Origin of the sequence: Streptomyces sp. NPDC052109 (assembly GCF_040680195.1) — a bacterium.
GTDB lineage: Bacteria > Actinomycetota > Actinomycetes > Streptomycetales > Streptomycetaceae > Streptomyces.
In genome coordinates this window covers 344,355-356,928 of sequence record NZ_JBFAWF010000006.1, presented here as the reverse complement: position 1 = coordinate 356,928, position 12,574 = coordinate 344,355, and the positions used below count along the sequence as shown (strand labels likewise).

General features: G+C 70.8%; 9 protein-coding genes and 1 pseudogene. 3 read left to right on the top strand and 7 right to left on the bottom strand.

Annotated elements, in window-relative coordinates:
* Positions 1-86: 86 nt before the first annotated feature.
* The 4 genes and pseudogenes from AB0L59_RS16375 to AB0L59_RS16360 form a co-directional block, all read right to left on the bottom strand.
* Positions 87-4,994: a trypsin-like peptidase domain-containing protein gene (locus AB0L59_RS16375; protein ID WP_365583492.1), complete on the bottom strand. Its 4,908-nt coding sequence runs from the start codon at positions 4,992-4,994 to the stop codon at positions 87-89.
* A gap of 7 nt (positions 4,995-5,001) precedes the next feature.
* The gene (locus AB0L59_RS16370; protein ID WP_365583489.1) at positions 5,002-5,313 is read right to left on the bottom strand and encodes a trypco2 family protein; all 312 of its coding nucleotides are present in this window, start codon (positions 5,311-5,313) and stop codon (positions 5,002-5,004) included.
* Positions 5,314-5,357: 44 nt separating this feature from the next.
* Positions 5,358-5,552: pseudogene (locus AB0L59_RS16365) on the bottom strand (hypothetical protein); the annotation flags it as partial.
* A 9-nt stretch (positions 5,553-5,561) separates the two neighbouring features.
* Positions 5,562-6,245, bottom strand: coding sequence for an NAD(P)-binding domain-containing protein (locus AB0L59_RS16360; protein ID WP_365583486.1), 684 nt, complete (start codon positions 6,243-6,245; stop codon positions 5,562-5,564).
* A gap of 74 nt (positions 6,246-6,319) precedes the next feature.
* On the opposite strand from AB0L59_RS16360, the gene AB0L59_RS16355 reads away from it, so the two are divergent.
* The gene (locus tag AB0L59_RS16355) at positions 6,320-6,700 is read left to right on the top strand and encodes a helix-turn-helix domain-containing protein (protein WP_365583484.1); all 381 of its coding nucleotides are present in this window, start codon (positions 6,320-6,322) and stop codon (positions 6,698-6,700) included.
* Positions 6,701-6,705: 5 nt separating this feature from the next.
* Here AB0L59_RS16355 and AB0L59_RS16350 read toward each other — a convergent pair.
* Positions 6,706-7,537, bottom strand: a protein-coding gene (locus AB0L59_RS16350; protein ID WP_365583483.1) for an IS5 family transposase whose coding sequence is annotated in 2 segments (ribosomal slippage) — positions 6,706-7,225 and positions 7,224-7,537 — 834 coding nt in all. Because the reading frame shifts where the segments join, the coding sequence is not laid out codon by codon here.
* 583 nt (positions 7,538-8,120) lie between these two features.
* Between AB0L59_RS16350 and AB0L59_RS16345 the strand changes: the two genes are divergently transcribed.
* Both AB0L59_RS16345 and AB0L59_RS16340 read left to right on the top strand, forming a co-directional pair.
* Entirely contained in the window at positions 8,121-8,744 is a 624-nt protein-coding gene (locus AB0L59_RS16345; RefSeq protein ID WP_365583481.1) for a lasso peptide biosynthesis B2 protein, read from the top strand.
* Between the two features lies 1 nt (position 8,745).
* On the top strand, positions 8,746-10,536 hold the full coding sequence (locus AB0L59_RS16340) for an asparagine synthase-related protein (RefSeq protein WP_365583478.1): 1,791 nt from the start codon (positions 8,746-8,748) through the stop codon (positions 10,534-10,536).
* Here AB0L59_RS16340 and AB0L59_RS16335 read toward each other — a convergent pair.
* Together AB0L59_RS16335 and AB0L59_RS16330 are read right to left on the bottom strand one after the other, a co-directional pair.
* Positions 10,520-11,809 carry a hypothetical protein gene (locus AB0L59_RS16335; protein WP_365583475.1) on the bottom strand — a complete coding sequence of 430 codons (1,290 nt, stop codon included), beginning with the start codon at positions 11,807-11,809 and terminating at the stop codon, positions 10,520-10,522. The genes AB0L59_RS16340 and AB0L59_RS16335 overlap by 17 nt on opposite strands.
* A 35-nt stretch (positions 11,810-11,844) precedes the next feature.
* Positions 11,845-12,564, bottom strand: coding sequence for a hypothetical protein (locus AB0L59_RS16330; RefSeq protein ID WP_365583473.1), 720 nt, complete (start codon positions 12,562-12,564; stop codon positions 11,845-11,847).
* Positions 12,565-12,574: the final 10 nt, after the last annotated feature.

The window sequence follows — 12,574 nt, the reverse complement described above, 5'->3', positions numbered from 1 at the left end:
CGAGGGAGACGGTGCGGCAAGTCGGCTTACCGACGCCTCCGCGCCGCAGCAGGATGCCCGGGCGCGCCTTGAGCAAGATCAAGCAACTACACCCGAACTTCCCGGCGTCCTCGTCGAAGTGGCACTTCGTCGCTTCTCCGCATCAACGCGAAGGCCTCGACGACCGCCTCGGGACGGCGCGCCGCCACCAAGGGCAGTGCTTCCGTCCACCGCTCCCCGGCCAGCGCCTGTCGCAGCGCCCACTCGGCGGCATCCTGAACCAGGAGGTGCGCGTCCGGCCGGCCGGCGTCGGCCGCAAGGCCGCGCGCGAGCCGCACCCAGGCGAGATCGCGCTGCCAGGGACCGGGCACCCGTTCCAGCAGGGCTCGGGCGGCGGGCCGGCCGTCCAGTGCGGCGAGTGCCCTCGCCGCGACGGTCAGGCTGTCGAGGACGGGCTCGGTGAAAATGAACTCCTGTCGGCGCAGCGCCGGATGGACTCCCAGGGGGCCTCGGTAATCATGCAACAGGTCGGCCGCCGCACGGGCTCGGGCCGCCGCCCAGTCGGGAACAGCGTCGGCCGCCCCCGCCCCGGCTCCGGCGAGCAACATCGGCAGAACATCGGTGGAGCCGTGCGAGATCCGGGACTCGGGTTCTGTAAGCGCGCTCGTCAGATCGCCGACGCGGCACAACAAGGCGGTGGCGTCGGCCACGGCGGAAGCCGGGGCCTCGCCGGGCCACACCGGGTCAAGGGCTGCCGCCGCCTCCAGCGCCATGGTGGCGAAGCGGGCGGCCGCCTCCTGATCCAAGCGCTCCAGGGCCAGGGCGGCACACGTGGCGAGCGGGAGAACGCCGGCAGGTGTCAGGCGACCGGCGCCGAACACCTCGTTCATGACGCGGACCGCCGCCGAAACCGTTGCCCGGTCGGTGGCCGGGCAGTGGCGCAGTACCGCTGTGAGGGACTCCAACGTGTCCTGCGCGCGGAGCCGCGTGGCGGCCCATCCCACGGCCTGCCGGCGTAGCCCGTCGGCCGTGGCGGGACCGTGGAAGCCTGCCGCCGCGACGAGCGCGACGCACTCGGGAACCGCGGCCGTGTCCGATGAGGCGAGCACGGCCGTGGCGAGGCGCCGGGCCTCGTCCTGTCGCCCTGCCGTCACGGCGGCGCCGGTCAGGGCCACCAGAGTCCGGCACCGCCATCGACGGTCGTCGAGCTGCTTCAGCAGGTCGTCGGCGGCGGCGCCCTCACCCACGCGGGCCAGCACCACCGCGCAGCGCCCCAGCGTCTCCTCCGTGCTCGCGAGGGACCGGGCGGCCTGCGCCGCGTCCACGGCGTCTTCGGGGTGGGTGGGGGCCAGTGCTTCGGCGAAGTCGAGCAGGGCTCGCTCCGTGCCGGCGGCGCCCCCGAACCGGCCGGGGTGAGCGATCCGCGGCGTGCGCTCGGCCTCGTCCGCCAGGTCGGCGGCATACCGGGGTTCCCGTTCGACGAGAGTGTGGGCCACCCGAGTCAGTGCCGTGCGCCGGGAGAGGGGTTCCTCGATGGTTCTGGCCATCGACGCCGCCGTACGCCACTGGCCCTGCCTCGCACAGGCCCGCGCCAGGGCGGAGCACCATACGTCGGTACCGAAGACGGGGCCGAGCGCATCCAGTGCCTCCGTCCTCCGCGCCGGCTGCCGGACCAGCAACTCGGCGACCGCCTCGGCGATTCCGGCACCGATGCCGTTCAGGAACAGGTGCCGCAGCGGTTCCGGCCAAGTGGAGCAATACGTCGCCAGCGCCTGCCAGCGGCCGGCTCCGGCGAGTACGGGGAGAGCCAGTGACTCGAGTCGCGCCAGTTCGTCTCTGCTCAACGCCTCCGGTGGCGCGGCCAGCAACTCCTGCGCCAGCTCCACGGCCTCGGGCCGACCGGCATGGGAGCCCGCGTACACCATCGAGACGGCGGCGCCGATCCAGCCTTCCGGCTCATCCTCGCTCCGGTAGCGTGCCAGCAGGTCCAGGGCCTGCTGCCAGTCTCCGCGCAGGGCCAGCACGGTGAGCGTCTGACGGCGCGCCTCCCGGCGGAACGGTGCGGGGTACGGCAGCGCGGCCACGGCGAGCGCCTCCTCCCACCGGTCCAGGGTGCCCAAGGCCCGTAGGCGCAGGGCCCCGCACGCTCCGCCGCACGGCCAGTCGGCTGGGGCCGCAGCGGTGTCGTGGCCGTGCGGGCACGCCTCCTCGATCAGGCGCAGCCCCTCCCGCGCGTCCGGCGCCCGCGCGGCCAGGTCCAGCACCGCGCGCCGTCGGGCCTCGGCTCCCGCGACGGCGCGCGCGGCACGCAGGGCCTGTGCAAGCTCCCCGGCCTCGCCGAAGGCCTCGCTCAACGCACCGAGGACCACGTCCCGATCTCCCGGTGGAACCGTGTCCACAGCGTGCCAGGCCTCCTCGCCGGCGCCCGCCGCGGCAAGGGCGGCGGGCCAGGCGGCTCGTGCGGCGGCCGGCCAGGCGGGGACCTCCGGCGCATCGTCCGGTGCGCCGTCCGGCGGCCGGTCCGGTGCGAAGCGCCGGCCATGCCGCGCGAGGGCAGTGAGGGCGTGCGGCCAGATCATCCGCCGACCGCCCGAGTGGCCGTCCGCGGACCAGACGGCGCGTACGCCGTCCATGTCGCCGGCCGCGCCGAAGGACTCGGCGGCCATGACGAGCACCTGGTCCGTCCACCGGGCGGGCTCGGAGTATCGCAAGCGCTCAGATCTTCGGGAGCGTGCGGAGCCTTGGGCCGGCTCCCGCGGGGCGGCGGCGTGTTCCGCGGCGACCATGCCGAGCGCAGCGTGCAGGACCGATGTGCCCTCGGGGCTGCCCAGTCGCATCAGGACACCGCCCGCGCGTACCGCGGCGAGGGCGGGCACCGATCGGTATGAGGAAGGTGGTGCGGCGCGCACGAGTTCCGCTGCCTTCTTCGCCAGGGCAAGCGCGCGGCGCGGTTCGGATTCGGCGAGCAGGTCGGCCAGGCGAATGAGGGCGAAGCATCTCGCGCCGTCTTCCGGTATCGCCTCGGCAAGTGCCTGCGCCCGGTCGGTCTGCCCGAGCCGGCCCCGCAGCAGCGCCAGCTCGCCGTCCTCCGCCTCGACCACATGACGCGCCGTCACCCGGGCGTGTGCCGCGGCCAGCAGGACGGCGGACCGCAGCCCGTCCTCCGTGTCGTCCTGTGCGACCCTGGCCCGGGCGGTCCGCAGTTCCGCCAGCGCGGGGCCGGCGCCGAGCAGCCGGGACGCCATCCGGTCCTGCCGTACGGGGTCGGCGACCACACGCGCGATGCGCCCCGGGTCCGCGGCAGTCACGATCAGGCGTCCGTAACCGCTGAGCAGGAAGTGCGGTGTGTCCGGCGGCCAGCCCCGCTCCTTGTAGGTGTCGGCCCAGCGATGGATGCGCTCCCGGAACGGGGGCAGTTCGGCACCGAGCAGCCGCAGTGCGGTGGTCAGCAAGGTGTCGTGGGCGAAGACGAGCGCGGTACGGACCTGGTCGCTGTCGTCGAGGAAGACGGGAAATGTGCGCTCGGCCAGACTGCGGGCCAGCGTCCCGCCCGTCAGCGCGTCGAGGCGGCGGGCCGGCATGCCGGTCAGCGCGCCCAGTTCGTCACGGCTCAGCCCCTCTCCCGCCGCGGCGAGCAGTCCGATCACCTGTCTCTCGGCCGAGTCCTCGGCGAGCAGCCCCTTGACCTCGTACTCCGCCTCGTAGCGCAGCCGAGCGGCGTGCGGTGAGGCAGCGAGCGTGAGCGGCTCGCAGTCCCGCAACGGGTGGTCGCCCGGAAGATCCGCGGCCGGCTCCGGCAGTGGGCGGCTGGTGACGAGGACGGACACGCCGTCCGGAAGACGGCGAGGCAGCAGCGATGCGATGCTGGGGCGAGGCGGGGACGCGGTCTGCGACAGATCCTCGTCCAGACCGTCCACGATCACCAGCAGGCGCCCCCGCCGCCCTTGCCGACCGGCGGCGGCCTCGAGCAACCGGAGCCACTCCCGCACATGCACGCCGGGCGCGGCCGCATGCACCATGGACTCCCCCGCCAGCGACGCCAGTTGGGCGGCCATCGCCTGGGCGAAGGCATGGCTGTCGCACTGGGTCGCATCGCGCCGCGTCACGAAGAAGGCGGCCACGGCCACCCCGGCGGGGGGATGCGCGGCCAGCCAGGCGGTGAACGCGGTCTTGCCGTGCCACGGCGGCGCCTGCCACCACTGGTAGCCGGACGGACCGGCACAGAAGCGCAGGACCGCTTCCAACTCCGTTTCGCGGCCGAGGAGTGCCGGCGGTGCGATGGAGCGGGCTTGCGCCTGATAGCCCTCGGCCACCCGGACGTCGCCGGCCGGGGGACCGACCTGCTCCGGAGGGACTGCCAGTCCCGCCCGCCGCAGCAGTTCGGCGCCGGGGCCGTCGGACGTCCCGGCCCAGCGGTCGGCGCGGCTGACCGTGAGGGTGCCGGGTCCCTCCGCAGGGTGGTGCTCCACGACGATGCCGATGACGCGGCCTTCGGCCCACACGGCCGCCCCCGACATGCCCTCCCACGGCGACCCCTGCGCGGTGCCTTCGGGGGGCGGAACCCTGAACTCCAGGGTGCCGGTGCGGCGGTTGGACAGCACGGGGACGTGGCCCCACGCGTGACAGGCGTCGCGTGCGCGGGACCCGTCGGGGCGTCGGCGCATTTTGAACAGCGGGAAGCCCACCGCGCTGCAGGTCAGTACGGCGTTGTCCTCTCCCGGTGCGCCGAGACGCACCGGCTCCGCCTGCCGGGAGAAGGGGACCGCCCCGGGGTCGATTTCGAGCAGGGCGGCATCCGTCCGGTCGGGGCCGAACCAGCCCACCCGTGCCGGAGCGCTCCACTCGTCGGTCCGGTCCGGGTTGAAGCGGACGGTGACCGTGTCCGCGTCCCTCACCACGTGAGCGGCCGTGAGCACCAGGTTGGTCGCCACGAGATATCCAGACCCCCGCGGCCGGGTGCCGTCAGCACACCTGGCGACGACTTCGGCGACCCGGTCCCCCCGCAGACCCGCCATCGGCGCGTCAGCGCTCCTCGGCATCGCTCGGGCCGGAGATCAACACCTCCGGCTGCACGACGCCGTTCACGCCCGAGCGGCGCGGCTCGAGCGTCAGCCGCAGCGTCTGCACATGGTTGCCGCCCACCTTGGCGTCCGCGCCGGCCTCGACGACCCAGAACTTCACCTTGCCGTTCACAGCGGCGTCACGCTGCACGCTCACGGACAGTTCCAGCTCCAATGGTCCCAGCGCGAACCGGAGGTCCTCCCCCTCCCCTTCGGCCATCGCCGTGGCCAGCTCGGCACGCAACTGACGGATCACCTCGGACAGCTCGACCACTTCGGCACTCCCCCAACGACACCCGACCCACCAGTGTCCCCATGCTAACACTCAGTCACCATCGCGGCCTGGCGGGAGAACGGGCTCTTGTCGCGGACCCTGCGCTCCCTCGCCCACGACGCGGTCGTCCCCGCGGTGAGACCGAGGAAGGCCTCGTGGATGCCGTGGCGTCGTTCCCGGCGGATCCGCAGGCGGCGGAAGCCATGGAGCCAGGGGACGGTCCGCTCGACGACCCGGCGTTAGAACCCCTAACGGAAAGCCCTCGTGCCGCCTTCCGTTTCCTGGTGGCTCGGTCCGGCCGCGTATGCCAGCGGAGGCGCGATTGCTTGCGCATCCGCCCCTTCGCCTACCCACAGGGCGATGAACAGCGCGGCGGTTGCTTCCAGGAGTCCTGCCCGTTCGAGACCGCCTCCAGCAACGGGTTTGCAGCCCACGTCCTGCACCAACTCGCGTACACGCGCGACGGCCGTCTCGTCGTCCCCGCAGATGGGCACGGCCAGTGGTCGCCCGTCGAAGACGGGCGGCCGCATGCGCCACACGTCCTCGTGGCAGAGGTTGAAGGCCTTGACCACGTGGGCTCGCGGTGCCGCCGCGGCAAGTTGCTGCGCGGCTGAAGGGCCTCCTTCCGTCAGCAGCCGGAAGCCCGGCCCGACCGGGTTGGAGCAGTCGAGCAGCACCTTGCCCTCCAGGGCTGCGTGCAGGTCCCGTGCCACCTCTACTCCCGCCCCGAAGGGCAACGCGGCCAGTACCACCTGACCGGACTCGGCCGCCGCGCACAGACTGGCAGGCTTCACGCTCCCTCCGATGCGCGTCGCGAGCCGCTCCGCCTTGTGTGCGTCCCGTCCCCCGATGATCACCTCGTGCCCGGCCCGCACCCAGTGGGTGGCGAGCGCGTCAGCCATGTTGCCCGTTCCCAGTACGCCGATTCTCATCACGCGTTCCCTCTCCGTGCCTGCTTTGACGGTTCGTACCGACGCTAGAAGGCCGTTCGGGCACCATTTGGTACGTGACGACCGACGCCTTCCTCGCCGACTGCCGCGCCCGCCTCGCCTTCGACCTGCTCTCCAACACCTGGAACGCCGTGGTGCTCTGGGCGCTGCGCGACGGCCCCAGGCGCCCGGTCGAACTGCGGGAGCGGATCGGGGGCATCAGCTCCAAGGTCCTCACCGAGACTCTGCGGCGGCTGCAGTTCAACGGACTGGTCGATCGGCAGGCACACCCCGACGCATCATCACGGGTCGAGTACCGGCTCACCGCGCTGGGACGGACCTTGTTGGCGCCCATCGACGCCGTCGGCGCATGGGCCTTCGAGCACGGCGATGAGGTTATGGCCGCCCAGGAAGCAGCATGCGCTCCCGACCCGCAGTCCGCTCGTTCAACTTGCTAGAGGGGTCAACAGCGTGAGCGCAGACGTCGCCAGCAGATGAGTGCACACCCCAGGGTGAGGAAGGCTTCGTGAATGTCGTCGCGGATCTCCCAGCGGATCCGCAGGCGGCGGAACCAGTGCAGGTTGGCGAACGCGCGCTCCGCGACCCAGCGTTGAGTGCCCAGACCGGAGCCGTGCTCGGTGCCGCGGCGGGCGATCAGCGGCTTCACACCGAGATCCCTGACCATGCGGCGGTACTTGTCGTGATCGTAGCCGCGGTCGCCCAACACCACGTCCGGCCTGCGCCGAGGCCGGCCTCGCTTGCCCCGCACCGGCGGCACCGCTTCGAGCAACGGGATGAGCTGGGTGACGTCGTTGCGGTTGCCACCGGTCAGGGTGGCGGCGAGCGGGATTCCGGTGGCGTCGGTGATCAGGTGGTGCTTGCTGCCGGATCTGCCACGGTCGACTGGGCTTCGGCCCGTCTTGGAACCCCCCTTCAACGCCCGGATGTGGGAGCCGTCGACGGCCGCTCGGGAGAAGTCCAGGGTTCGCGCTGCGGAGCTTGGCGAGGAGGACCTCGTGCAGCCGGGGCCACACCTCGGCCTCGGACCACTCGGCCAGGCGGCGCCAGCAGGTCATGCCCGAGCCGAAGCCAAGTTCCTGCGGCAGATGCTCCCAGGAGATCCCGGTATGCAGGACAAACAAGATGCCCTGGAAGACCAGCCGGTCTGGATGCCGCTTGCGTCCCGGGTGCCGGGTCCGACGCTCGACCTTGGGCAGCAGCGGCTCGATCACCGCCCATAGCGCGCCGTCGACTTCCCACGGCTTCGGCCGCGCCACCCCGCACCCCCGGTTCATCAGTCCCGGAGTGATCCAACCTCCTCGAAGATCATTTCGTTAGGGGGTCTAACTCCGGTACCTGCCCCCGCGACCGGTCCAGCTCCTTCGCCGACCGCAGCTTCTCCGTCGGCACCACGTGCGGCTGGTCCCACACGCCGCCCAGGTAGAGGGTCCCGGCCCCGAAACCACCGCGCGCCCCTCCCCCTGCCCGCCCTCCCGGAATCACCGGTCCGAACTACGCAGGGTGATCGCCCGCAGGCAGGGTCCTGGCGCCGCCACGAAGAGGGCGAACGCAGGGCGGCCGGAGGGAGATCCCGCTCCGAAATCAAGGGAACACCACCACGTCGCGCCTCGGTTGTGCAGCGCCAAGGAAAAAATCTCCGGTTGCGGGGTATTCGGGGCGGGGTAACCTGGAATTGCCTCACCCCAAACCGATCCTGGAGGTAGGCGATGTTTCTCCGACTGCTGCGGCGGCGGATGCCGCACGCGCTGGTCCTGCTCGGCAACGGCCGCCTGATCCGCGGTTTCAGCGGCGGCATGTACGACGGTCACGGATACCAGTCCTGAGAGCGACCAGAGCCGAAATCCCGGAGGAAGTACGGTGGCAGAGGACACCGATGCCCTGGCTGCCATGGCGGAGATCCTGTCACCGCACTGTCGTGTCACCACGATGTCCGGCGGAGCGCTGATAGCCGACTGGCGGCGGACACGTTTTCTCGGAATGACCGCGACAGAACTTCAGAAAATCACCGGCGGAAGCCCCGCAGATCGCGCCGAAATTGTCGGCGCTCTCATCAGCGCGGGATGTGCGAGAACCCGCCGGAAGGACCGTATTGACGCCGAGGTCGGATTCTGGCTGCGTGCCGTGCACCTGCTGATCCGAACCTTGGGATTCGGGCGCGTCCTTCGCCTCCTGTCTTTGGCGGCCCCTGGGTACGCCCGCGCGGACCTCCCCTCGGCAGCGGACGTGGCACGGCTGAAACGGGCGGTGCAGGCGCACAGCCGCGGAAGCTGGTTCGTCAACGACGACTGCAAGTCCCAGGCCGTGACGGCTTTCGTGCTGCTGCGGCGGCGCGGTCTGCAGGCAGTGCTCCACGTCGGTGTGCGCGAGCATCCGTTCGCCATGCACGCCTGGACGTCCTCGGCCGGCCTGTGCATCCCTGACGCCGATCCGCAGGGACACGCCTTCACACCCGTCCTGTCGATCTGCTGCGGAGGACATTGACGTGGAGGCGCTCCGTCTCGAGTGGGCCGAGGGCGTACCGAAGCTCTGGACACCAGAGGCCATGGCACGGCAGGGACTCGTGACCACGGTCTCCTCGAAAGACGGAACCGCCGCCGTTGTCGGCTGGATCGGCTCGTACCGCGACCGCGTGGACGGCGTGCGCCGCCTCCTCGACGACTTCGGCCGACCGGGATCCGCACCGCGTCCACCGCCCGGCGACTACGCGGCCGTGGTGGTGTGCCGCGACCGCATCTTTCTCATGCGGGACGAGCAGGCACGCATCCCGCTGTTCTTCAGGGAGTCCAGCGGCCACGTGAGCGCGGTGAGTACGTCGGCGCGCCGCCTGGGCGCCGACGCGGAGCTGGACCGCCGCTACTTCTGCCGGTACCTGACCGGGAACCTGGCGCAACCGCACTCCGCGCTCACCCCGTTCACCGGCGTGCACCGGGTCCTCGGCGGCGAGGTGGTGGAACTCTCGGCCAGCGGGCAGCTACGCGGTCGCATGCCGCGCGGCACCGGTTGGGCCGACGACTCGACGGCACCGGCGGCAGAGGGACTCCGCCCCGGCGGGGCCGCGCAGGACCTGCGCCGCGCACTGGAGGACGCCGTCGGGCGCCGGACCGGCAGGACGCCGGCGTGCCACGTCTCCGGCGGCACCGACTCCACCAGCGTCGCGTTGCTCGCGGCACACCTGCTCGGCGCGGAACAGGGGCGCCGCACGGAACTCGTCCTGCTCGCCGGGCGCTTCGGTGACGGAGAACTGGCCGCGGAGCAGCCGTACCTGGACGAAGCGATGGAGGCGATCCGCCGCCACGCACCCACAGCCTGCCCGGTGATCGTCGATGCCGACGACGTCGCCGACTTCGACGACTTCCAGCAGCACGCGGGAGACTCGGACGAGCCCCATGCCCACGCCTTCCGCGCCCCGTTCTGGAGCAGACTGCACGCCGCCGCGGCGGACCTGGGCTGCGACACTCTCCTGACCGGCTGCGGAGCCGATCCCATCGTGGACGCCAACCCGCTGCACCTGCACCGGCTGGCCCGCACCGGCCGGCTCCGGCAACTGACGACGCAGGCACGTGCCTGGGCGGCGGGCAGCGAAAGGGGCCTGCGGGACGTCGTGCACACCTACGTCGTGCAGCCGGCACTTCCGCTGGCGACCGAACGGGTCACGGCACTCGCCCGCCGCGGAACGGTCCTCGGGGGCCTCGGCGCCTTCACCCGTCCTCCATGGCTGCGACCCGGATTCGCGCGTGCCCACGGCTACCGTCGGGCCAGCCTCGCGGAGAGCCGCTTCCTGTTCGGGCGCAAGCCGGAACAGGCGCTCTACGAGGCGGCGAACTACCTCGCTGCTCCCGACATCCTGTCCTGGCAGCGCGCGCCACAGGACGGATTCTTCCTGTCCCACCCCTTCCTCGACCCGGGGGTTGTCGCCACGATGCGCCGTCTCCCCGCCGAAGCCACGTTTCTGCCGGGTCACCCGAAGGCGGTTCTGCGCGAGGCCATGTCAGACCTGCTCCCGTCCCGGATTCGCGGCCGGAAGGTCAAGGTCCCCTTCAACCAGTTGTACGTCCGCGGCCTCCGCGCCCACGGCGAGGAACTCGTCGACCTCTGCCGCTCGGCACGGCATCCGCTCACCGCGGAGATGTTCGACCTCGACATGCTGTGCCAGGCGATCAGAGAGGCTCAGTTCGGTACCGGGGACTCGTACTCCTGGGATCGCCTCAACAGCTCGCTCGCGTTGGTGGTGTGGCTGGAGCGGTTGGACCGCCCGGTCATCGCCGGCTCTTGATGTCCCAGAGGGTGCGTTCGACCGGTCCCGTTTCGACGTCGCGAATGCCATAACGGGTTTGTGTCTCCGTTGAGGATGCGTCCGGGCCGTGGGGTGAAGTGATGGCTTCCAGTATGTCTGCGCCGTGCGTGCCGAAGCGCCAGTAGACGGACAAGGTCCGGCGGTCCCTCGTGTGCTCGTCGATCGCATTGTTCTCATCTATTTTGCCCCGAAAGACGAGTGCGTCCCATTCCTTGTTCCCGCTTACCCAGCTGGGCACGTGGGCGCTGCCCTGCCAGGAGTAACCCTTGAAATTCAGGTCCTCCACGGCCATCCGGTCCTTGCGTGCGAGGCTCGCGCTGGCGTAGAAGGTCACCTCGTCGTACGGCGTGCCCATGGGAAGTTGCAGGACCACGCGGGCGGAGAAGGTGTCGCCGGGGTCGATCCACCGTGCGTAGGGCATCCATGGCTGCGCCTCCACCAACTCGCCGGGCTGGTGAATCTCGCGGCGGGAGAGCGGATTGGCACCCTCGAAATCCTTCCACTGCTCGGAATCGGTGCGCCACTGCTGACGAAGCCGGTCCTTGGGGCTCAGCGGCACCCGTTGCGCCATGGCGTGGAATATGTCACCGAGTATGTAGAAGGCCACATCACTGTGGTTCTCCATCGTGATGTCGATCGGTACGGAGAATGCCTTGTGGTCCCTGCTCGTCACCGGAGCCCCCGTGGCCAGCTTGATGACAGGCTCCGCCTCGCGCTGGGACGGCATGTAGAGGTTCTGGTAGCCGAAATTACCGACTGCGATGACGGAGGTGACGATCAGTGCCGCGGCCACGCGCTTCGGAGCCGGGATCACGACCGACGTCCGCCACACCGCGAAGACAGCCCCCGCCGATCCCACCGTGAGGGCGCAGAACACAGCGAGGTAGAACTTGGAATCGCCGTCCTTCAGTATCCCGACCAGGAGCAGGACGTTGCTCAACAGCGCCACGAACGCACCGAACAGCGCCACCGGCCCGGAGTACGGGAAGCTGTGCCACACCCAGTGGTCCAGGGCGCCGACGGCACCCAGGAACGTGATGATCGCGGCCACGATGAGCGCTGCACCGGTGACGCGGCCGGGGAAGTTCAGCGCGGAGCCGACGTCCAGAACGCCGAAGTAGCCCAGCACCACGGTCGTCAGCAGGAGGACCAGCAGGATCGACACCAGGCATACCGGCGACCTTCTGTTTCTCGCCAGCATCCGTTGTGCCCGCTGACGCGAGTTGTTGGAAGCATTGGCGGGAATCCTCACGTGATCGCCTCCTGAGGTGACCTTGTGACCGGCTCCTAGTACGGGTGGGGAGGCCGATGCGGATCCGCCTGCTGCACGCGCGCCGCGAAATCGGAGCCGGAAGAGTTCACGTGGTAACGGTCGCGCACGTAGTTGATCGTGGCGCACATGTCCGCGACCACGTCGTACGGAGTGGTCGCCGTGCCCGCCTGATGGTAAGCGGCGAACGTCGTCGGAATGCATTGAGTGGCTCCCCGCGAGCAGTTCTGCGGGTGGCCGTCGGCTGCCTTCGGGCCTCGCGCGTTGACATCCGTCAGGTTCACCCGGCTGCTCGGGCTGTTGTAGGTGGACTCGCGCCGGGTGATGGTGACCAGGGCCGGGACGCCGAACTCCGGGTCCATGCCGGTCAGCTGGCACGCTTTCCGCGCGTAGTGCCGCATGGCCGCCTCACCGTGGTCGTCGTTGGGGTCGCCGTAGGTGACCTGACCGAGGCTGAGTCTTCCCGCTCGCGCGGCAGGGGCGGCGCCCGTGCAGTCGACGGTGAAGCCGGTCAGTCGGCCGAGCGTGGTGAGAGAGGCGCAGCCCGGACTGCCGTCGGCGTCGTCTCCCCTGAAGCCCTGGGCGATCTGCTCGGCTCGGTAAGCGGCCTTGGTCTCTTCCCCGAAGAAGCCCGTGGGGCCGTCGGGGATGCCGCGGCCCCGGGCGATCAGGGCCTTCTGCACGATGCGGATGTCCTCGTTCCGCGCGCCGAAGCGGACGTTGGAAAGAGCGACCATGACAGTACGC